Source organism: Serratia surfactantfaciens (assembly GCF_001642805.2).
GTDB lineage: Bacteria > Pseudomonadota > Gammaproteobacteria > Enterobacterales > Enterobacteriaceae > Serratia > Serratia surfactantfaciens.
In genome coordinates this window covers 1,976,020-1,996,673 of record NZ_CP016948.1, presented here as the reverse complement: position 1 = coordinate 1,996,673, position 20,654 = coordinate 1,976,020, and the positions used below count along the sequence as shown (strand labels likewise).

At 57.7% G+C, this 20,654-nt stretch carries 17 protein-coding genes; 3 read left to right on the top strand and 14 right to left on the bottom strand.

The features are described from left to right. Positions 1-3: 3 nt before the first annotated feature. The 10 genes from ATE40_RS09455 to ATE40_RS09410 all read right to left on the bottom strand — a co-directional run bounded on the left by ATE40_RS09455 (position 4) and on the right by ATE40_RS09410 (position 13,393). Complete coding sequence (locus ATE40_RS09455; RefSeq protein WP_063919538.1) at positions 4-1,662, bottom strand: hypothetical protein; 1,659 nt, start codon at positions 1,660-1,662, stop codon at positions 4-6. A gap of 12 nt (positions 1,663-1,674) precedes the next feature. After that, positions 1,675-3,501 carry a hypothetical protein gene (locus tag ATE40_RS09450; protein WP_019452611.1) on the bottom strand — a complete coding sequence of 609 codons (1,827 nt, stop codon included), beginning with the start codon at positions 3,499-3,501 and terminating at the stop codon, positions 1,675-1,677. Positions 3,502-3,568: 67 nt separating this feature from the next. Next, on the bottom strand, positions 3,569-5,719 hold the full coding sequence (locus ATE40_RS09445; RefSeq protein WP_063919537.1) for a hypothetical protein: 2,151 nt from the start codon (positions 5,717-5,719) through the stop codon (positions 3,569-3,571). A gap of 21 nt (positions 5,720-5,740) precedes the next feature. Beyond that, positions 5,741-7,171, bottom strand: a complete 1,431-nt coding sequence (locus ATE40_RS09440) for a hypothetical protein (protein ID WP_063919536.1) — start codon at positions 7,169-7,171, stop codon at positions 5,741-5,743. After that, on the bottom strand, positions 7,168-8,889 hold the full coding sequence (locus ATE40_RS09435; protein ID WP_244889078.1) for a hypothetical protein: 1,722 nt from the start codon (positions 8,887-8,889) through the stop codon (positions 7,168-7,170). Before ATE40_RS09435 ends, ATE40_RS09440 begins: the two co-directional genes overlap by 4 nt. Positions 8,890-8,926: 37 nt before the next feature. Beyond that, a complete protein-coding gene (locus tag ATE40_RS09430) occupies positions 8,927-10,534 on the bottom strand; it encodes a Hint domain-containing protein (protein ID WP_063919534.1) in 1,608 nt (535 codons plus the stop codon). A gap of 79 nt (positions 10,535-10,613) precedes the next feature. Then, positions 10,614-11,138, bottom strand: a complete 525-nt coding sequence (locus ATE40_RS09425) for an NUDIX hydrolase (RefSeq protein ID WP_063919533.1) — start codon at positions 11,136-11,138, stop codon at positions 10,614-10,616. 450 nt (positions 11,139-11,588) lie between these two features. Further along, complete coding sequence (gene pdxY, locus ATE40_RS09420) at positions 11,589-12,428, bottom strand: pyridoxal kinase (protein ID WP_063919532.1); 840 nt, start codon at positions 12,426-12,428, stop codon at positions 11,589-11,591. A gap of 3 nt (positions 12,429-12,431) precedes the next feature. Beyond that, a complete protein-coding gene (locus tag ATE40_RS09415; RefSeq protein WP_063919531.1) occupies positions 12,432-13,142 on the bottom strand; it encodes a glutamine amidotransferase in 711 nt (236 codons plus the stop codon). After that, a complete protein-coding gene (locus ATE40_RS09410) occupies positions 13,139-13,393 on the bottom strand; it encodes a hypothetical protein (protein ID WP_063919530.1) in 255 nt (84 codons plus the stop codon). Before ATE40_RS09410 ends, ATE40_RS09415 begins: the two co-directional genes overlap by 4 nt. Before the next feature lie 66 nt (positions 13,394-13,459). On the opposite strand from ATE40_RS09410, the gene ATE40_RS09405 reads away from it, so the two are divergent. Further along, the gene (locus ATE40_RS09405; protein WP_063919529.1) at positions 13,460-14,764 is read left to right on the top strand and encodes an aminotransferase class I/II-fold pyridoxal phosphate-dependent enzyme; all 1,305 of its coding nucleotides are present in this window, start codon (positions 13,460-13,462) and stop codon (positions 14,762-14,764) included. On the opposite strand, the gene ATE40_RS09400 is transcribed toward ATE40_RS09405, so the two are convergent. The 3 genes from ATE40_RS09400 to nudI all read right to left on the bottom strand — a co-directional run bounded on the left by ATE40_RS09400 (position 14,761) and on the right by nudI (position 17,245). Further along, positions 14,761-15,747 carry an MsnO8 family LLM class oxidoreductase gene (locus ATE40_RS09400; RefSeq protein WP_063919528.1) on the bottom strand — a complete coding sequence of 329 codons (987 nt, stop codon included), beginning with the start codon at positions 15,745-15,747 and terminating at the stop codon, positions 14,761-14,763. The genes ATE40_RS09405 and ATE40_RS09400 overlap by 4 nt on opposite strands. A gap of 138 nt (positions 15,748-15,885) precedes the next feature. After that, positions 15,886-16,716, bottom strand: a complete 831-nt coding sequence (gene pbpG, locus ATE40_RS09395) for a D-alanyl-D-alanine endopeptidase (protein ID WP_063919527.1) — start codon at positions 16,714-16,716, stop codon at positions 15,886-15,888. A gap of 103 nt (positions 16,717-16,819) precedes the next feature. Beyond that, positions 16,820-17,245, bottom strand: a complete 426-nt coding sequence (nudI, locus tag ATE40_RS09390) for a nucleoside triphosphatase NudI (RefSeq protein WP_063919526.1) — start codon at positions 17,243-17,245, stop codon at positions 16,820-16,822. A 170-nt stretch (positions 17,246-17,415) separates the two neighbouring features. On the opposite strand from nudI, the gene ATE40_RS09385 reads away from it, so the two are divergent. Both ATE40_RS09385 and ATE40_RS09380 read left to right on the top strand, forming a co-directional pair. Then, positions 17,416-18,003, top strand: a complete 588-nt coding sequence (locus ATE40_RS09385; RefSeq protein ID WP_019455452.1) for a hypothetical protein — start codon at positions 17,416-17,418, stop codon at positions 18,001-18,003. Between the two features lie 151 nt (positions 18,004-18,154). Next, entirely contained in the window at positions 18,155-19,585 is a 1,431-nt protein-coding gene (locus ATE40_RS09380) for an SH3 domain-containing C40 family peptidase (RefSeq protein WP_063919525.1), read from the top strand. A 66-nt stretch (positions 19,586-19,651) separates the two neighbouring features. Here ATE40_RS09380 and ATE40_RS09375 read toward each other — a convergent pair whose 3' ends face one another. Next, positions 19,652-20,404, bottom strand: coding sequence for a hypothetical protein (locus ATE40_RS09375; protein WP_063919524.1), 753 nt, complete (start codon positions 20,402-20,404; stop codon positions 19,652-19,654). Between the last annotated feature and the right edge of the window lie 250 nt (positions 20,405-20,654).

Sequence of the window (20,654 nt, the reverse complement as noted above, 5' to 3'; positions counted from 1 at the left end):
CACCTAAACCAGATTGGAGATGACGATGGCCGGCGGGTTCTCGCTGCCTTCGCGTTCGACGGTTTCGCCCCCGACCAGGAAGTAAATGAGCTTGTAAGCGATCGTCCAGGGTTTCTCCGTCAGGCAACGGTACTTGAAGGTTTGGCTATCGTGCTTATCGTAGGTGAAGGGGTATTTCTTGCTCTTGCGGCTGCCCTTGTCATCCTGATAACTCAGCTCTACCAGCACCTGATTACAGTTGTCCCACGAGAACGTGCGATCGAGGAAAATGCTGATTTCGTTGAACGTCAGTACAGAGCCGGGATCCATATTCAGCAGGGTCGAGGCCGATCTGGATTGCGGCTGGTAGCTGCTGCTGCCTTCCCAGCCGGAGGCGGCGGCGGACTTGAAGGCGAATTCGCTGGTGATTTGGAACAGCTCGTTCTTGTCGCTGCTGCGGGCGATGCGCTTGGTCCAGGAGCCGTCATCGTTGGTGAACGGCGCGCCGGTGTAAACCTGGCCGTTGTAACGGATGCTGAACGTGGCCGCCTTGATGCCGTACTCTTCGAAGCTGTCCGGCCCCAATACGCTCAGGTCGAGCTGTTGGAAGAACGGATCGTTGACATTGACCTGAATGAAGTAAGGCGCGGTCTTCTGGGCATGCAGGATATCGCTGCCGATAAAGTTTTGCGGCACCGCAGACTGGCTAAGCGCTTTCGACGAGGTGTAGTTGAAGTTCAGGCTCTTGGTTTCTTCGATGCGCACCAGCTTGATCTCCAGCGAAGCGCTGGGGAACAGGCCGCCTTTGCCGGCTTCTTCGCCTTCTTTCTTGTCGCTGGCGATCAGCGAGTCCAGGATGGCGTCACTGGCGGATTTCGCCTGCGGGTTGCTGTCATCGTTCGGTTTGAGCGTGGCGCTGAAGAAGCTTTTCAGGATCTCCTCCTTGACGAACTGCAGCGCCCACTCTTTTTCTTTGGCCTCTTCGTCGCCCGGCATGCTTTCGGTGACCTTGATCACCAGTTTCTGATCCTGCTGCAGTTTTTTAATGACGCTGTCGAAGCCCAGCCAGAAACTGGCGGGCGTCTCCACCGGGATGGGGATGTTGGCGCCGAATTTCAGATCGAACTCTTTGTAGATGCTTTCGAACTGTGCGGTGACCTCGACCTTCAGCGCCGGCGTGATGCCGGTGAAACTGAGGTTATAGGCGACGGCGGCCGGCGCCTTGGCCTGGGTAAATGCGGCCTCGAGGATCACCGCCTGAGACGGCGTCAGTTTGGCGCTGAAGATGGCGCTGTTGTTACCGAACAGGCTTGGGCAAGGGGCGCTGATCAGCTCGCCGTTGGTGGCGCCCGCGTCGAGCACGAAGAAGTTCACCGTGCCTTTATCGTACGGCACCTGGGCCTTGCGGGCGTTTTTGGGATCAACTTTCAGTTTACGCAGGTAGTCGTTGAAGGCGCTGTTGAGCACCGCTTCGTCGATCGCCGTATTGACCTCGAAGTTGATGTACCCCCCTTGCGGGTCGCTGGCGTCGCCGGTGTATTTGATCAGAGAGAATACCGGTTCGCCCGACTTCTGCGCGATATGAATGTCCCCGGGCAGATACCAGAACTGGTTTTCGTCTGAATCGTCGGCGAAGAAGGTGATGTTGTTGATGGTGGCGGTTTTGGCTCTGAGTAATAACATGGCGTTTCCTTATTAACTGAGGTTGGCGAGGTCAATCGCGTTGGCGTCGGTCGAACACTGCACGTTTTCGGGCCGATCGCCGCCCGCGCCCGGCTGATAGGTAAACCAGATATCCAGATCGACGGTCAGCTGCGCCGGATCGAGCTGATCGGCGCTGAAACGTTGGGGGGCGGCGTCGGATTCGGTAAATTGAAACACCTGCTGTAAGGTCTCCGTCGGCGTGCAGGCGTAGCTGGCGGACACGATGACCATTTCCACCTGGCGCCAGTCCATGTCGGCCGACAGCGTCAGCTCGCGCTGGTGATAGAGGGTGGAGAACAGGTACACGTCCTGGCCGGTCGGCTCTTGCAGATCGGCGGAGAGATGTGGCGAGTTGACGGCGGCGCTGTAGGCTTTGTTCACCTCGAACTGATACTCGCCGGGCTCCGGCAGCATGACCGGGTAGTGGGCCCGCGGGGTGGCAGGGTCAAGCTGGAAGCTGCGCGACACGCTGCTGTTCGGCTGTTGCCGGTGGCGGTAGCGCAGCGTGACCAGCACGGATTGATAGCGCTGCCAGTCGAACTGCTGCGCCGCTTCGATCGCGAAATCATAACGGCCATAGAGCGACTCGATGTCGAGAAAGACCTCGCTCATCTCCGTCTGCAGGCTGCCGGAGCTGACCGAAGTCACGCCGCCTATCGACTGGTTGAAATACACGGTGAAGTCATACTCGACCGGCCACAGCATTTTTCCCGTTTTCGGGTCGATCAGACTGGGCTCCTTAAAGCGTTTGGGGCCGAGGTCGTCGCGGGTAAATTTCAGCTGGCGGCTGTTTAAGCCATAGCGCAACCGTGCCGTCACCAGCAGGATATTGGCATCCAGCGTCTCCGACAGCAGGCTGACTTGCACCTCGCGGTAGGCGAAAAAGTCATCCTGCAGGTCGCGTTTGACGATCGCGCTGTCGGCCTGATAGTCCGTGCCAGCGACCAGCTGGGCGAACAGGGCCTGCGGATAGAGCGAGCGCTGCACGACGGTGGTTTCGCTGATCTTGCCGCTGAGGCGGCGCTGGTCGATGTTCTCAATCGAGACTTGTTGCAGATAGAAACCGGCTTTGGGGCTGGTCTGCTGCGGTTCGTTGGCGATAACCGGCGTGAAGAACTGGCTGGTGAGGATCTGCGTCAGCTCGGCGGCGGCCTGCGCCAGATGGCCGTCGGGATCGGTATCCCTGACCTTGACGGTGACGATTTTTTCGCTGATCAACTGGGCCGAGGTCTGCTCGATGCCGACGGAAAAAATCAGCAGGTTAAAGCCGATAGCGCGCTGCAGATATCGATACACCTGGTCCCAGTTGGCTTCCAGTTCGAAGGTGGCCGGCGGCAGCTGCTGCAGATAGTCGATTTTGTAACTGACGGCGATCGGCGTCGAGGCCGGCGTGCGCATCAGGCTTGCCAGCAGCAGGATGTCATCGTCGTCGTTCAATTTGGCGGACAGATAACAGTATTGCTGGTCGCTCAGCGAGGTTTTGTTGGTCTGCCCGGGGATCAGACCGGGAATATTCAGCGTCGCGCTGCAGGCGATCGCCTGCAGCGGCAATAAGATCGCATCGCGCGGGATGTCCGGGCTGGCGTTGGCGGCGCGCTGCGCCGCCGCGGGCGTACTGGCCAGCTGAGTCTGCAGCGACAACGTGGCGTAGTAGAGATCGTCCGGTTGGTTGAGGTTTCTGAAAATTTGCAGTTGAACGTCGGGCCGATCGCCCTCGGCGACCTGCACGCTCGGCGCGGCGGCGCAGTAGTAATAGACGGGTCTATCCGGATCCGCCCGAATAAAACAGATGTCCTGCATGATTACCTGATCGTTCATGGCGGCAATCCCACGTCATCGGAGAGGGGGCCGGAGCAAGGCGGGCTTGCCCCGGCGGAATCGGCCGTCAGAAGGTCACGACCACGATGGTGCTGGCACCGGTGACCGGTTTGCCGACGGTTTTCTCCTGGTTATCACCGTAATAGACCGTGGCGGTGTAGCTGATCTCCACCTCGTTGCCTTGCTGCATCATGTTGAATGTCAGGTATTGGGTGAGCGACTTGGTATCGAACTCGGTTAACGCAATAGGCAGCGTTTGCGAGAAGTCCCATTTCGGGTAGTTCACCGTCATCTCGAAGGTGATCAGCGAGACGTCTTTTTGCGACGGTTTGAAGATGATGGTGTATTTCTGCTGTTTCGGCAGGGCGTTGGCGATCAGGATCTGATTGGCGCGCGTTTCGCCATAGCCGGGCAGCTGCGGGTTGGTTTCCACCCCCGGCGGCAGATAGGTCAGGCTGTCGCCGTCCAGCGCATAGTAGTCGGCTGAGTAATAGAGCGGCTTGTCCACGTTGGTGCCGATCGGATAAATAAACGGCACCGGTGGGTTTTTGTCGCTGACCACCTGGGTGTATTGCTTGAGCGGCACACTGTGCTCTTTGTCTTCATATTGGGTTTTGATGACCACCTGGCTGAAGACCGCCCAGCCCAGCGGATCGAGCAGGGTGGAGATATCGGCATAAACGATGCCGCTTTGCGCCGCGTTGATGGTGACCACCAGGTCGTCTTTGACCTGGATCTCGCCAGACTGGTAAGGCCTGGCCTGCATGCCGGTGAAGTTGACGGTGTAATGGTAATGGTAGGCGCGGCCGAGCTCGGGTTTGATAAACCACTTGTCGGTTTTTTTCGGCCCCGAATCTGTCGGGGTAAAGGTCAGCGTGCTCTTGAGATCGTTATCGTATATCGCGGTGACCACGATATTGGCGATGTCATACTTCGCCAGGTCTTCGGTGACGAAGAATTCCGGTTGAATGTACTGATAGAACGGGTCGTGGAGGTCGTACTCTTTGAAGTACTGATCCAAATCGGCTTCGCCGACGATTGAGCGTATCGACGGCAGCTGCGTTTGCGGGTAAATGGTGGAGGACACCACGGCGTTCTCTTCATACTCGCGGGTGAAGCTCTGCGTTTGCGAGATTTTGGACTCGAATTTGTCGAAACCGTCGGCGTCGTTCAGCAAATTGAGACTCATGTCGATGCCGGTTTGGCTGCTCAGGATCTGTTCGACCTGCTGTTGCCCCCAGTTCCGCAGACTCTCCTTCCATTTATCATAGGCGGCGGGTTCCATGCCCATCTCCGCCGCCGTCAGCCCGATCTGCACGTCTACCTTGATCGCCTCTTTGGAGTAAAACTCCTGCTCGATTTTTTTCTCGTCGGCTGACCAGGTGTGACGGTTGATGGTTTGCGCTACGGACTTGGCCTGCTCGCTGTTGTAGGTGACGATCACCTTGGCTGCCGACATGGAGGCATCCAGGGAGAGGTCGAAGCGCACGCCGACGCTGGAGTTTTTATCGGTGCCTTTCAGCACCTGCTCAAACAGCGTGGCGCCTTCCCCGGTCAGCGACAGGCTGAACACGGTATTGTTGTCGCCGAGGCCGGAGGGGGACAGCGGCGTTGGGATCTGGCGATAGAATTTATCGTTGCCGTCGAGGATCAGCATGGCCTGCGCCGAGGTGTAGCGCGGTTGCATCAGTTCGATTTTCGCGGCGTCCGCCGGCATCAGCTCTCTGAGGAACTGATCGTCGCCTTTGCTGCTGTCGTAGAGCGCGACAAACCGGTTGAGCTGTTCGTCGCTCAACCCGGTATTCTTCTGCGCCTGGTCCATCGCGGTCTTCTTGGCGTTGTTTTCCGGGTCGGCTTCATAGGCCTGTTTCGCCTTGATGTAGGCGACAATCAGCTGGGATTTTTTATCCAACGGCCCGTTTTGCTTGCCGAGGCCGTCATACAGCTGCAGGCGGATGCGGTCTTTCATTTCCGCATTCGGCTGCGGCAGCTGCACGGTGAATTGCGCGTAACCGCCTTGCGTATCTTCACTGCGGTATTTGTAGAACATGAAGCTGGGGGTGTCGGCGTCCCGTTTGGCAAACACCGGGATTTCCGGCACCACGTAGAAGATATCCTTGCTCTCGCTGTCGCCGTAGCAGGTGTATGCGTATTCCTTGACGCCCAAATATTCGGTGACGTCGATCTTTATCGATTGCTGCAAAGCGGTGGTTAACATAGGGCGGTCCTCTTGTTGGTATCACTTGGTGTATTGCAGTTTGATCGGGCCGGTGGTGGCCTGTAGCGGGCCGGAGTCGTAGTTTTTGGGGAATAGCGCCGCCGTTTTCCCTTGCCAGCGATAGTCCACCCGGCCGTTGAGGCCGGCGGCGTGGGCGTTGATCCACCAGTTGGCTTGCCATTGCGTGGCGGAAAAGGCGAAGGTGAAATTCTGTTTTTTGCCCTGGCCCGCCGGGATATAGCTGGCGCTGCCGGAGATCGTCTTGAATTCGGTTCTGAGATGCTCGGCGTCGAACAGCAGGCTGTAGAAGCCCAAATCTTGCGGCGTCAGCGCGATGGCGTCCTGCCACGCCAGCCTGCTCTCGAAGCTGGTGTAATCGGCGAAGGTCACCTTGAGCGCGATGTCGCTCGCCGCCGTTGTGGTTTCCAGCGTCACCGGCGGAAAATTGGGCCACGCCATCGGGGTCAGCTGATCCGCCCAGCGCAGCTCGATCGCCATGATATTGAAGCCTTTCGGCTCAAACCCCAGGCTGACGGTGCAGCGTTGAGGCTCTATGGGCTTGTCCGGTCTGCTGGGCTCAGGCAGGGGCGTGGCGGTAAAGGAGATGATGCCGTCGACCGGCAGTTGGCTCAGCAGCCCGGCGATGTCTCGTTGCTGTTCCAACAGGTAGCGCTGTGGCACGGTGTCGTCGTATTCGATTTGGTAATTCAGTTTGTTGGGGATCTGCTCCGGCGAGGAGATATTGCGCAGCGTGTTGGCGATCAGCAGCGAGGCGGTATTCACCAGCGCCTGGCGAACGCGTTCTTGCGTCTGCAGCGAAGGGGCGTTGTCGTACTCCGCTTGCAGAATGACGACGCCGGCGTCGATCTGCTGGTTCAGCAGTTTGGCGATCGCTTCAGGTTGGCGCGCCTGCTCGTTGAAGGCCAGAGTGACAAACTCCACCCAATCGGCCTGCAAACTGGCGCTGACGCGGCTGCCGACGCTGAAGCGGCTGCGGGTGAGAAAATAGACCTGATCTTGGGTGCCCTGGATGGCGCTGGCCAACCGGGCTGCCTCTTCATGGGTCAGCGCCATTTTGGACTGCTCGAATTCGACGCTGTAAGCGGCGGCGGCAGGCCGCTGTGCGAAGTGCAGCCACAGCGATTGCTGGATCTCTTCCTGCTCCAGGGTGATGGTTTGCGGCGCTGGGACGAAATGGCGGCGGATATAGTCCTCGATCGCCGCCCTGTCGACCGGCAGCTTCGGTGCAATGAAGGTCGCCAGGCCACCGCCGGGGCTGGTCAGCAGATGCAGCGAGCTGATCTTGCCGGCCGGCGTCTCCTGCACCACCTGCGGCGTATAGCTGCCGTAGGTGTAACAGCCGCTGGGGCGCGTTTGATCGTGAAACGCCAGCGCGCGGTCAAGAAGAAAGAAGTTTTGCAACGTACGTTGTGGATCCAATTCGTCGGTCATGGTGTATCACCCTTGATATCGATCGTTTGGTTGCCGGTCACATAGGGCGACCAGGAGCCTGCGGGGGGTTTATAACGAAAGCCGGCGGCGTAAATGGAGGTGACGTTCCATTTGTAGACGAAGCTCGGCTGCGAATGCGTGAAAGTGCGATCGCTGGTGCGCTCGCTATCCTGCGGCTGGAAGGTCAGCGTGGCGCTCAGCGACTGCGGCGGCAGCTGAACGGTGATCGTCGCCTGCTGCGCGCCAAACTGTGGGAAGCTGTAGGCGCCGATGGTGGCGCTTTGCGCGATCGGCGCAGGCAGAGAGACGGCACCGGTACCTGACAGCGAATAGGCCGTCACCTCGGCAAAGGTATTTTCATCCAGGACTGGCGCGCTGAAATAGGGCGCCGAGGCGGTTAACGCCAGCGTCTGACGCCAGTCGGCGGAGTGGTAAATGCCGCCAAGCCGGCTTTGCTGCGCGAACCCCGGGTCGATATTGAGCGTCAGGAATCGGCAGGGTAAGGCGGTATAGTCCAACAGCAGTTGGTCTTCTTCGCTTGGCTGTCGATCGCCCGGCAGCGTGCGATAGACGCCGTCATGCGGATAGTTCACGCGCAGCTGGTAAAAAAAGGGCTGCGCGTTTAGCGCGCTGTTGCGGAACTTGAACGTGAGCCAGGAGCGGTCGGGCTGCAGCGCCTGGGTTTGCGTTTGCTCGATGGGATAGAGATTGCCGGGCGGCACGGTCAGCTGTATATCGATCGAGACACCGGCCTGCAAGCCCAACGGATAAGCGTAAAAGACGTTGATCGCTCGCTCTCCCGACGGCAGCGGCGGAGTGGTGGTGCGGTGGATGATGGTGTCGGGCGACACTTTGGCGATCTGCTGCGCGGCGGCGAACGGATCCAAAATAAAACAAAGCGGCCGCTGGGCCAGCGCGATCGCGGCCAGGTCAACACGAGTCCGCCCGCTGCTCGGTGGCGGTGTCAGACGGATTTGCGCGACGTTACTGGCGGCAGGGCCGGCATAAGGCGCACCGTACAGATTGTATAGCCGGTCGAGCAATGTCTGGCTGAACAGCAGATCGCCGGCGGGATCGTTCACCGGCAGCGACGGACTGATTTCCAGCGGCAGGCGGGAGAGATTGCGGCTCAGGTAAATCGTCAACCCGTCGTAGGGAAACGCGATCCCGCCGTCATCCGTCGGGTGTGCGCCGTCCACTCCGGCCGCCAGCGCCAGGATAAGGGCGCGCGCATCGCACTCCGCCATATAGGCCAGGCGCGGTGATACGCCTTCGACGAAGCCATCCATGCGCGCGTTGAAGCCCAGCGTGTCGTCGAGCAGGGTACGTTCGATCAGCTGCGTGCTCTGCGCATTGAGTAAAATGATAAATTGAATATCCTGCGCCGTATACCAGGTGGCGTCGTAATGCTGCCCGTACAGGTCGCTGTGATAATCGATAGGCACGTCAAACCCCAGGCTGCCTGGCAAAACGGGCAGGACTTTCACCGCACAATCCGGGTACTGCTGTTTGAAGGCGTTCAGGCTCTGTTCGCCGGCGAACTGCAGCTGCGTGGTGAAATTCAGCCAGCCATACAGGCTTTCGGTGCTGTAGCTGCGGACAATATCCAACGAAAAGGCCAAGGGATCGGCGGCCAAAATGCTGAGCGCATCCGGATATAAATAATATGCGTCGTCTTGCAAATAGGCGGCGACGAAGCGGTGATTATCAAAAGTCATAATGTGTTGAAAGTCAGGACGGCCCTCATACATAACTTTATTTTCCCGTTCTGCTGTTCATATTGTGGAAATCCGTATGCCATTCGGCCGGCAGCGCCTGCAGGATATTCTGAGGGCGTTGATGATATTCATCCTCATAAAGATGCTGCACCAGTGCGTCGCCGACCAGTACGCCGTTAGCGTAAAAGGTATTGACGCTGCACTGTATTTTTTGCAAGGGCAGGTCGGCGCTCAATTGCAGGTTATAAACCTGCAGCTCACCGGATTTATTTAAAACGGCGGTGATTTCACACTCCCCGTGTAATGTTTTCAGGCGCATGCCCGTCGTTAATTCACGGGCTGTCAGTATGCCGTTTGCCGTGACGAAAGGGTGCCCCATACTGGCCGTGATGCCAAATAGTTGCCCGTCGTCGCCCTGAGCCGTTATCTCGATATAATTCTGCTCTTGCCCGGTGGTGATATTTTCAACCCTTCTCGGGTGATGGTTGCCACATAGCACAAAGTCGTTGGGTTCGATGGCATCGATGGTTTTTTCTGTGCCGTCCTGCAGGGTAATTAATGTGTCTGCCGCCAGGCAGCCGTAAATAATCTGCATCGGCTTGATTTGCACCGTGTTGAGCATGCGGCGATCGGGGTCGATATCCTTGGGTGCATTGGTAATAAATGCGGCGATGCTGCGGCCTTCCACATTGAGCGTGATTTTGAAAACATAATAAACCTGTTCGCCGGATTCAAAATCCACGCGATTGAATTTCAGCCAGTTGAGATCCCAGGAGATGTTATCGCCATTGATTCTGGTCGCCGGTGAATTGAAGATATTATAGCCGCCGAGTGGGGTAATGGGATCGCCGCCGGCGCGGGTGCGAATCAGATATATGGTGTTGGTGGCATTGACCGCCTGGCCGTTATTGAGGTCTATCTTGCCAAAATAAGTGATGTTGCCCTTGATGGGCACTTTAACCGTGCCGTCCTGATCGTAGCTGGTGCGATAATCGCAATCGCCGTCGTCGCGGGTCAGGCAGATCTTTATCATCTGCTGGTTATACAGATTTCTGGGGGAGTCATTGCGTATTTCTTTGGGATAGCTTTGCGTCGTGACGATTTCAGCGCCGTAAACGGTTTGCTGACCGACCGTTTGCGCAAAGGTGTAGATTACCGTGACCGGAAAATCGCCGCTGGTTTGGCTCTGTGGGTAATCGCCGCTGGCGCCGATGGTGCAGTCTGACGTGTAAACATAGTCGCTTTTATAGGACACATTGCCGACGTTATCGGCGCTGCCGTTAAACAGGCCAAGCGTCTGGGTGACATTGGTCGCCTTGACCGGCAGAGAACCGATGGCGTCGGTTTGGTAATGCCTGCCGTCAGTGGAGTCCAGCCTGACAATGCTGTAGACCGGTTGGACGCCGTTGCTGTCGGCCTCGCCCAGCCGGCCGGACACCTGCCTGGCGCTTTTTGTTTGCTGCCAGAGGCGGGTGAACTGCGGCGCCGCCGCTGGGGTAACGCCGGCCAGCTTGAGTTGGATATCATAAAATTGAACGAGAGTCGGATCACCAGGCTCAATCAGAAATACGCCGCTGTTTTCATACCGGTCGATAACGTTTTTTACGATGCGTTTCTCATCTGACGTATAATCTTTTGTGAGCATAATGTCGGCACCAATAAATTAATGGCATTGCCAGGGGGGCACGCCACTTTTATGGCGTGCGCATCGCTTTCATTAGGGATTATTTGCAGGTTTCTTTGCAGTAAGCGTAAATAGCGCTTAGGCAATCTGAAGATAAATACTGTTCGAATTCCGCATCGGTGGGTTCAATATCGACATCCAACGTCATTGCGTAAAGTTCCTGGGCGAACATGTCTTTGGTGGCAGTGGGTTTGTTTTTAAAATAAGCTTTGATTTTACCTTTGCTGACTTTTCTAATCCAGGCGAACTCACCGCCAATGGCTACTTTCCCGGTGAAGGTGAAGTCTTTACTGGTATAAACGCTGATGTCATTGGGGTAAACCTGATATCTTACCACCTGTTCCACGCCGATATTCTGATTGGTTTCTTCCCAGGTTTCTCTTTTTATTACATTTAACGCAAAGTTTTTTCCATCGACCGGGCCGTCTTTAGCATCGGCAGTACCGCCAAATAACATCGGACATCCTCTGGCAAAACCTTCATTCTTTAGGCCTAATAAAATAAAATCGGAATTGCCGACAGCTTTTGGCGCGCTATCAAGAATGACGTATTTTTTAATAGGCATAGTCAGATCCTTATACGCTGGATGGTATAAAAGGGAGGTAGTGAATCGCTTTGTCGCCGCGTTTTACTCACATTCAACAATAGCAATGGCGCTTGAAAAATCAACACATACATAAAAATAAATTAAGTATTTATTTTTATGTGACAGATAATCAATAAAATCACGGCGTTGTAAAAAGAGGGTGAATAGTTTAAAAAATCAAAAAAACAGAATGTTTTTCGCGATTTTATTTTCTGTTTTTTTTAATTTCAACAAATCAATACGTTGAGTGTGGTTATGGATTTTAATTATTCTAATCATTAGCTGTTTAATCTTTTATATATAGTGCACTAATTTATCATTACTGTGCGCATCATTGACGGGCAATAAATAAAGTGCGCAGCAGAATTATCGTCATGGTGAAAAGTCAAGACGGGAGAGGCGGGGCAGCAGGCTGCCCCTGTTCACGCGCTAGGTTAACGCCCGCAGGCTGCCGATCTCTTCCCAACCGAACTGCGCCGCTTCGGCCAGCACGTCGCACACTTCGCCGGCGGCGGCGACCACTGCCGCGCCGAGTTCGGCGCCGTGCAGCAGATGGCTGACCAGCAACGCGGTAAACAGATCGCCAGTGCCTTTGACCGCCGATTTGACCTTCGGATGGGTAAAGCACTGCGTTTCATTCCGGGTGACCAGCATCAATCCCACTTCGTCTTCGTGCTGCGCTACGCCCGGTGCGCTGGTGACCAGCACCCATTCGGTGGTGTCGTTCAACAATGCCTGCGCGGCGTGTTGCGTCTGCTCCCGGCTGTTCAGTCGCCGGCCGCACAGTTGCTCCAGTTCGAAACCGTTCGGCGTCAGGCCGTCGGCCAGCCGCAGAAACGGCGAGCGATAGCTGTTGACGATGCGTTCATCCACGTAGATCCCTTCACCGTAGTCGCCCATCACCGGATCGATATAGATTTTTATCTGCGGATTGAGGGCGCGCACCCGCTGCAGCCAGTTGGCCAGAATATGGCACTGCATGACGTCGCCCAGGTAGCCGACGATCACCGCCCGGCAGCGCTGCATCACGCCGCGGGCAATCAGATCGTCGAGGAAGCCGCCAAACCATTCGCCGGAGATGACGCCGCCGTGCGGTTTGCCGTAATAGGGCGGGCAGCCGAACAATACGCTGGGCACCTGCAGCGCCTCCAGCCCCTTTTTCAGCAGAGTGCGGTAGGCGATACCGTTGCCGACGCTGCCGTAAACCACCTGAGATTGTATGCTGATCGCGTCGATGGACGGTGACCGCAAGGGTGAAATCTGTTGCATGGGTTACATCCTGAGTTCGTTATTATCCAGCCAGCGCGCGAACACCTGCCGTGCGCGCTGTTCCAGCTGTGCGCCGTGGCGCGCCGCCTGTTCACGCAGGCTCTGGGGCGCGATGCCGGCCAGTTCCAGTTCGCAGGCATGGCCAATCAGCCAGCGTTCGAGATCGCGATGATCGGCTTCCAGGTGAAACTGCAGACCGAGCGCGAAGCCCTGATAGTCGAAGGCCTGATGCGGGCAAAGCGCCGTGCCGGCCAGGCAGCGGGCGCCGTCCGGGATCATGAACATATCGCCGTGCCAGTGCAGCACCGGCGTATCGGCCAGCGGCGCCAGTACCGAATCCTCCGTCGCCGCGGTCAGCGGGGCGAAGCCGATCTCTTTTACGCCGAGCGAGATCACCTCAGCGCCCAGCGCCTGGGCGATCACCTGCGCGCCGAGACACACTCCGAGGGTCGGTCGCCGCTGCGCCAGACGCTGTTTGACCAGCGTTAACTCATGATCGAGAAAGTCATAGCGCAGGGCGCCGGAAAAGTGCTGGGCGGCGCTGATCGGCCCGCCCAGCACCACCAACAGATCGGTTTCTTCATTATTGATAGCACGAATATCATCGCGGCCGGCATCGTAATAGTCGATCTGATAGCCGCGCAGCGACAGCAGAGAGCCGAGGATGCCCAGGTTTTCAAAATTGACGTGCCGAATGGCAACGGCTTTTTTCATTGTTTAACCTCGCTAGCCTGAGTGAACGGGGTCAGCGCCAGCGACTCGCCCAGCACAGTGATGCCCTGCGCGCCGCTCTGGTAGACGATGCGGCGCTCGCTGACCTGGCTGAGCCGCACCTGATAACCCTGCGCGGCCGGGAACAGCGCGCAGGCCTGCTCCAGCTGATCGGCTGCCCAGGGGGTGAACATCTGCAGGCGGGCGAAGGCTTTTCCTGCATACTGAATGTCGAGCACGTAATGTTTATCCATGGAACCCCTTACTTTTGTCCGCAGAAGCTGCTAATCTTGTTTGAACTAGTACAAAAGGATTTATGTATGACTTCATTGTATGCAAAAGGCGGCGGCGCTGTCCAGATTGCCGAGCAGATCGCCGCACGCATCAAAGACGGCGTCTTGCGGCCGGGCGAGCTGTTGCCGCCGGTTCGCCAGCTGGCGGCGGAGCTGGAGGTCAATCCGAATACCGTCGCCAGCGCCTACGCCAGATTGCGCGACGCCGGTCTGGTGGCGACGCGCGGCCGGGCGGGGACGCTGGTGCTGGAGCCGCCGCTGGCGGCGGTGAGTTCGGCCTATGCGCCACGTCAGGTGCCGGCGGGCATGTGCGATCTGGCCAGCGGCAACCTGGACGCCGCGCTGTTGCCGGCGCTGGCGCTGGGCGCGACGGAGGTGTTCCCGCAGCAAAGCGGCTATGACATCAGCGGTGATCTGCCGGTATTGACCGGTCTGGGGCGCGAATGGCTGAGCCGTCAGGGCGTCGAGCTGGGGGAGCCGGCGGTATTTTCCGGCGCGCTGGACGCGATGGAAAAGGCGCTGCGCTGTCATGTCCAACCGGGAGCGGCGGTGTGGGTAGAAGATCCCTGCTGGCCGCCGCTATTGACGCTGCTGCGTCACCTGCGCCTGCGGCCGCTGCCGTTGGCGGTGGACGATCAGGGCTGTCGGCTGCCGGAAAGCGGCACCGCGGGCGCGGTGATCCTGACGCCGCGCGCCCACAATCCGACCGGCGCTTCGCTCTCGGCGCAGCGCGCCCAGCAGTGGCGGCGTTTTCTGAGCGACAACCCGCAGTGTTTGGCGATCGTCGACGATTTCTGGGGGCCGCTGTCGCACCAGCCGCTGCATCTGCCGTTCGACGACGATCGCGGTCTGTACGTGCTGTCGCTCAGCAAGTTTCTCAGCCCGGATCTGCGCATGGCGTTGGCCTGCGGCAACCCGACGTTGCTGCAGGCAATGCGCGCCGATCAGTACATCAGCGAACGCTGGGTTAGCCATATCTTGCAGCAGATTGCAGCCAGACTGTGGGGACAGGCGCTGCAGGAAGGGCAATTGCGGCGGGCGCAGCAGGCATATCAGGCCAGGCGGGATGAACTGGTCCGGCGGCTCAACGCGTTAAATCACACGGCGCTGGCGGTGGGCGAAGGGCTGCATCTGTGGTTGCCGGTGCGGTCGGAAACCGCCGCCGCGCAGCTGATGGCGCAGCGGGGGTGGCTGGTGCAGGGTGGGGAACCTTTCCGCCTGAAGAGCGATCCTGCGCTCCGCGTCAGTCTGGCCAATGTCACGCCGGCGCAGCTGGCGCCGCTGGCGCAGGATCTGTCCGAAGCCATGCGGGCGGGGGCGGCGATCAACTAGGCCGGCGTCAGGCTCTCTTCCGCCAACAGCTGCAGGGAGGCTAATCGGGCGGCCGGCTCGCCGATCGGCGTGTCGATGATGAACTCCTCCACGCCGTAGCGCTGCTGCAGCTGGGCCAGTTGCTGATGGACCTGCTGCGCCGTGCCGAGCAGGATATGGCTTTCTCGCGGCTCGATGCGGTAGTCGGCGGCGCCGGCCTGCTGCACGAAACTCTCCGCCTGCGCCAGGCTGCCGACGGTCACGCTCTGCTCACCGGCAACGTGGACGCGGTATTGCTGAATATCCGCCGCCAGCGCCGCGGCCTGTTCCGCACTGTGCGCCACGATCGCCGCTACGGCGAGCAACGCCTTGCGGCCGCCGCTCAGGGCGGTGTAGTGCGCCAGCGCTTCGCGGATGTCCTGCGGATTGCCGTTTAGATGCGCGGCGAACACGAAAGCCCAGCCGGCTTCAGCCGCCAGCGTTGCGCTCTCTTTGCTGGCGCCGAGCAGAAAGCGCTGGGCGGCATGCGGCGGCAACGGCGTGGCGCTCAGCCCCGGTTCCGCGTCGTCGTTCAGGTAGGCGGTCAGCTGCGACAGCTGCTGTGGGAAGGCCGGTTTGTTTTGCCGGTCATGGGCGGCCTGCAGCGCCTGAGTGGCGAGCGGCAGCCCGCCGGGCGCTTTGCCCACCCCGAGATCGACGCGCCCCGGCGCCAGCGCCGCCAGCAGATTGAAATTTTCGGCCACCTTGTAAGCGCTGTAGTGCTGCAGCATCACGCCGCCGGAACCGATGCGGATGCGCGACGTCTGGCCGAGCAGGTAGCCGATCAGCACTTCCGGCGACGGGCAGGCGAGCTGCGGCGTGTTGTGGTGCTCCGCCAGCCAGAAGCGGCGATATCCCCAGCGTTCCGCCTGCTGCGCCAGATGCAGCGTGCGCGCCAGCGCCTGCGCGGCGCTTTCCCCGTCGGCGATCGGACTCTTTTCCAATATGCTCAAGGCATAAGCCATTTTCCCGCTCCTTTCCTCATCAGATATGCCTGACAAATACCATGCGGACGACGCGAGGCTTAATACTGATTGGCGATAGGATATTCCATTGATCCAAAACGAATTTGGATATGCGCAAAGCGGTAAAGCACCCTGGTATTATCCCTCCAGCCAGGCCTTCAGGCGAATGGCGTCGCTGTAATGGCCGTAAGGCGAGCGTGCGCCGAGCAAGATCATCACAATCGGCTGCCCCTTGATGGTGGTGCGCATCACCAGACAGTGGCCCGCCTCGTTGGTAAACCCGGTTTTCTGCAGCTGAATATTCCAGGCGGCGTTGTTGATCAGACCGTTGGAACTGCGATAGACCAGTTGGCCGCGGCCGGGAAAGACGACGCGCTGCCTGTCGGTGCTGAAACGGCGGATGGTCTGATAGCGATAGGCGTGGTTGACCATCTGCAGCAGATCGCGGGCGGTCGCGACATTGCGCGGCGTCAGCCCGGTCGGGTCGTAGAAGCGGGCGCGCTTCATGCCGATGGCGCGCGCTTTCTGGTTCATTTTCGCCACAAAGGCTCTGCGACCGCCGGGATAGTTGCGGCTCAGCGCCGCAGCGGCGCGGTTTTCCGAAGACATCAGGGCGATGTGCAGCATGTCGCGGCGGCTGAGCACCGAGCCGATGGTCAACCGCGAATGGGTTTTTTTCAGCAGATCGCGATCGGCAGGGGTGACTCTCATCCTGTTGCCCAGCGGGCGCTTGCTGTCCAGGGTGACCATCGCGGTCATCAGTTTAGTGAGCGAAGCAATGGGGAGGACGCGGTTAGGCCGTTTCTGATACAGCGTTTTCCCGGTGCGCTGATTGACGACCAGCACCGATTTGGCATGCAGCGCCAGCGGCGCGGCGTGCGCGGTGGTCAGAACGGACAGCAGGCTGAACAGGACAGCGGCGCCGAAGCGCCGGGCGGGAAAGCGGAGAGAAAGGTTAAATAAGAGCATAACGGCGGCAATAATGACCCTAAGTGATTAAAAAATATCACAAGAGTCTGACCGGCAAATGTGAAGAAAATAGGGCGGTACTTATACAAACCGTCAACGAAAACTATAACAGCCCGCGTTGCTGCAGGGTAAAACGGGTGGCCTCATTCAGATCGTACTCCCCCAGGCGTTCGCGCGGCACCCAGGCGTAGTCGTCGAACTCATCGTTAATCGTCACGTCGCGGTTGGCGGCCTGGCAGTCGAAGATCAGATAAATCATATAGATCTGTTCCTGGCTGCCGTCGGCGTAGGTTTTGATGCGCACGTCGTCGCGGAAGGTCCAGGGCGTGATGCGCTCGAGGATCAGCGCGGTGCCCAGCTCTTCGCTCACTTCGCGCCGCAGCGCCTGTTCTATCTGCTCACCTGGTTCGACGCCGCCGCCGGACAGCGCCCATTGGCCGGGAAATACGCCTTTGTGGGCGGCCATTTTACACAGCAGGAAGGCGTTATCGTTTTCAATCAGCGGGCAGACAATGATGCGTTGGCGCATGGAAGACTCCTGTCAAAAATCAAAAGGCGCAGGGTAGCAGGTTTGGCGGCGCAGGATAGAGGGGCCGATCGCGTTCTGCGTAACAGCAAAAATTTTTTGTTCCCTCGCGTTTAACGCCTTGATAAGGGAGTAATCTATCGGACTGGTGAATGGACTTAAAAGGGAACTTTATGAATTACCAAGTGGTGCCGTTTTGGTTTTACTCCGGCAAGGCTCTGCTGGCGGTGCTGGCCGCGATCGGATTGGGCGTGTGCGGCGTCAGTGCGGCGTTCTTCTATTGCCTGCTGCTCGCGCTCGTCTGGCCGGTGGCCGTTTCGATGCGGTTACACCAGCTGGCGGAAAAGGGCGTGGCGATGAATCCCCGGCGGGCTTCGCAATGGATGGTCTATGTGCAAGGCATTCCGGTACAGGAAACCCGCCAGGTGTTAACCAACCCCTGTTTTGCGCTGGAAAACCGGATGCGGACCTTCTTTCTGTGCGCTTTCACCGCTAAAACCTTACTGCAGATGGCGCTGTTGCTGTTGTTGATCACGCAGCTGGCGGCAACGGTTAATCTGTGGATCGCCTTGGCCGGCGTATTGTTCGGCGCCTGGCTGGTGTATAACACCGTCGACAGCATCCAGGCGCTGCGCAGCCTGGCCCGGCGCCAGTGGGTAAGTGAGCAGTGGGTGAGCGACAGCGGCTCTATCTGGCATCGGGCGGCGCTTATCGGCCGTAAAGGGCCGGCGGCGGCGCTGGAACGTCTGTTGGCGTGGTGAGAATGTGAGGGCGCAGGAGCAAGCGGGCGGGCTTGCTTTTGCGTTTTGTTCCTCAACCGGGCGTCAATCGATAGTGTTATTGAGTATCATTTGCAATCACTTCTGGTCAGGATGAAGAAGAAATTTTCACCTGTCACGGAGATGATAAAAAATGCCTAATGGAATAAAACCCTTTGTATTGATGATGCTTCTGTTGTTGTCGGCCTGCCATAGTGCGCCGGTCAGAGAGCCACCTCAAGACGCCGTAGCGACAACCCCTATCGATCCGACCAAATCGCTATTCCCGCTGGGTAAATACTCGCAATCTGTCGATAAATGGATCCCCTATGGCCCGCAACGGCAGGTGCCCGTGATGGATGCCGCCGCGCAGCAGCGCCATTTCTCCGCCCTCAAATCCCACTATTTTGGTATGGGGCCGAATGATCAATCCCCCTGGAATCCGCATTACATCGCTTCCGTCCTGAACCGTGAAGCGCAAAGCCGCCGTGATGCCGCAATGGATAAATACCTGGGAAGTGAAAGTGTCTCCTGGGGGGAAAACTTCAGGACTCACACTGACCGCTGGAAACAGCAAGTCAGAGATAACACGTCGGCCGACATGGATAAGGAGTTCCATCCTGCGGGCAGGGGCATTGCAGTCCGGGAAACGCTGGTCAGGATCCTGCCGACGGCCGATCCGGCTTATGACGATCCTCGCCTGGCTGGACAGGGTTATCCGTTTGATAATTTGCAGGATTCATCTATCCGTCCCGGTACGCCGGTATACGTTATTACGCAAAGCCGCGATAAACGCTGGAACTACGTCGCGTCGCCTACGGTGATCGGATGGGTGCATAGCGAAGACATCGCGGCGGTGGATCGGCAGTTTGTCACCGAATGGCTGGCGCTGGCGGAGAAAAATCTGGGGGCATTCATTAAACAGCCGGTCTCGGTGCAAGCCGGCGGCCAATTTTATTTTACGGCGCGCCACGGCACGATGTTGCCATTTTACCGGCATCGTCAGGGACATTTTGTCGTCGCCGTGCCGGTTCGCCGAGCGGATGGCCACGCACAGATGCGCCGGGTCGTTTTGCCGGCAGGGGAGTTTGCCGCCATGCCGTGGGAAATGACGCCTGAGCATCTTGCCACCCTGATGCAGTCGATGAACGGCAGGCCCTATGGTTGGGGGAACTCTAACTTCAATAATGACTGCTCCGCCGAACTGCGCAGCCTGTTGATGCCTTTTGGGATATTTCTTCCCAGAAATTCCGCCGCGCAGATACAGGCGGCAAACCGGGTGGTTGATCTTGCTCAAGCGAACACCCGTGACCGGTTGCGCTATCTCAAAGAGCACGGTAAGCCATTCATCACGCTGGTGTACATCCCTGGCCATATCATGCTGTATATTGGCAATGCGCTGGTTGACGGCCAGCTTGTGCCGATGACATACCAGAATATCTGGGGCTTGCGCCCGGCGGATTCAAAAAGCCGCAGCATTATCGGCGGCGCCGTATTTTTCCCGCTTCTGACTCGCTACCCGGAGGCGCCTGAATTGACCTCGCTGGCGGGTAAGGCGCAGTTCAAGCTGGGGTTTATTGAATAGCGCATGCTTTATCTGAAAAGCGACCGCGAATGCGGCCGCTTTTCAGGCGATGACGGGTCGGGTTTGCTAATGACCTAATCTGTCCGTGATGATTTTATAATGTTCATCCGTCAGGTTAGCGTAATTCCAAATAAATAATCCGCCAAGGTTAAAGTCCAGTATCTGATCGATGAAATAATTTAAATTCCAGTCGGTCAATCCTTTGGTCGTCAGGGCCAGAATGCACTTTTTATTCTCGGCGCCGTTTGCCAATGATTGCCTTAATGCCGGGATTACATTCGCGAGAATATCGTCATTGCTCCACATCGCCGCGGCATAACAGTAATGGATAAAGCGATCGCATTGGTCTGACCGAATGATTTTTTTGACTTTCTCGTTGAGCTTTTTGCCGCTTTCCGTATTGGGGTGGTTGTAAGAATAACCGGCAATAAAACCGAAGCTGGCCTCTTTTCGAGCCTCTTTTAGCCGTTTCATGGCTTCGATGACCCGCTCGGTGTTCATATTGCATTCGTCATCAAAATCGACGCCATCCCAGCCCCGGTATACCGTGGCCGCGACGATCCGCAACACGTCATCCTCATTTGCCGGCTTTTGCTGCGGGGAGCATCCGCCGCCGCCATAAACCCAGAGCGTCTTTCCTTTAAAACCGGGAAGAGTATCGGGTTTATTTTGCTTTTCCGGGCTCCAGCCTGGATGAGCGGCTGTGCCTGTGGTCAATCCATCAAGGTTGGTCACCATGCCATACATCATGACATCGAACGCTTCGCGGGGCTGGCCAGTCAGAGACTGGCTCCATCCTCCGATAATAAACTTGTTCATTGTCGCTATCTCCTTATTGTTCGTGTTCCTTAAATGAATGTGTCTTGCATGATGGAGGGTATCAGTCGCTATATTCATTTCGCCATTGTGCCGGCGCTGAACGGGCCAGAAGTGAAAACTATTTTGAATGTAAATGACGTTTTTATGACGAAAATATTAATCATCAGGAACACTGAAAATCATTAACGTTGGCAGATAAAGATTGCTATAACAGCGGGTGACGTTTTGGGTTAACGGCAATAGGCAGGAA

What these genes read in the sequence shown, in the direction of transcription:
- ATE40_RS09455 (WP_063919538.1), bottom strand. Translation starts at nt 1,662, where the DNA reads ATGTTATTACTCAGAGCCAAAACCGCCACCATCAACAACATCACCTTC.
- ATE40_RS09450 (WP_019452611.1), bottom strand. Translation starts at nt 3,501, where the DNA reads ATGAACGATCAGGTAATCATGCAGGACATCTGTTTTATTCGGGCGGAT.
- ATE40_RS09445 (WP_063919537.1), bottom strand. Translation starts at nt 5,719, where the DNA reads ATGTTAACCACCGCTTTGCAGCAATCGATAAAGATCGACGTCACCGAA.
- ATE40_RS09440 (WP_063919536.1), bottom strand. Translation starts at nt 7,171, where the DNA reads ATGACCGACGAATTGGATCCACAACGTACGTTGCAAAACTTCTTTCTT.
- ATE40_RS09435 (WP_244889078.1), bottom strand. Translation starts at nt 8,889, where the DNA reads ATGACTTTTGATAATCACCGCTTCGTCGCCGCCTATTTGCAAGACGAC.
- ATE40_RS09430 (WP_063919534.1), bottom strand. Translation starts at nt 10,534, where the DNA reads ATGCTCACAAAAGATTATACGTCAGATGAGAAACGCATCGTAAAAAAC.
- ATE40_RS09425 (WP_063919533.1), bottom strand. Translation starts at nt 11,138, where the DNA reads ATGCCTATTAAAAAATACGTCATTCTTGATAGCGCGCCAAAAGCTGTC.
- pdxY (WP_063919532.1), bottom strand. Translation starts at nt 12,428, where the DNA reads ATGCAACAGATTTCACCCTTGCGGTCACCGTCCATCGACGCGATCAGC.
- ATE40_RS09415 (WP_063919531.1), bottom strand. Translation starts at nt 13,142, where the DNA reads ATGAAAAAAGCCGTTGCCATTCGGCACGTCAATTTTGAAAACCTGGGC.
- ATE40_RS09410 (WP_063919530.1), bottom strand. Translation starts at nt 13,393, where the DNA reads ATGGATAAACATTACGTGCTCGACATTCAGTATGCAGGAAAAGCCTTC.
- ATE40_RS09405 (WP_063919529.1), top strand. Translation starts at nt 13,460, where the DNA reads ATGACTTCATTGTATGCAAAAGGCGGCGGCGCTGTCCAGATTGCCGAG.
- ATE40_RS09400 (WP_063919528.1), bottom strand. Translation starts at nt 15,747, where the DNA reads ATGGCTTATGCCTTGAGCATATTGGAAAAGAGTCCGATCGCCGACGGG.
- pbpG (WP_063919527.1), bottom strand. Translation starts at nt 16,716, where the DNA reads ATGCTCTTATTTAACCTTTCTCTCCGCTTTCCCGCCCGGCGCTTCGGC.
- nudI (WP_063919526.1), bottom strand. Translation starts at nt 17,245, where the DNA reads ATGCGCCAACGCATCATTGTCTGCCCGCTGATTGAAAACGATAACGCC.
- ATE40_RS09385 (WP_019455452.1), top strand. Translation starts at nt 17,416, where the DNA reads ATGAATTACCAAGTGGTGCCGTTTTGGTTTTACTCCGGCAAGGCTCTG.
- ATE40_RS09380 (WP_063919525.1), top strand. Translation starts at nt 18,155, where the DNA reads ATGCCTAATGGAATAAAACCCTTTGTATTGATGATGCTTCTGTTGTTG.
- ATE40_RS09375 (WP_063919524.1), bottom strand. Translation starts at nt 20,404, where the DNA reads ATGAACAAGTTTATTATCGGAGGATGGAGCCAGTCTCTGACTGGCCAG.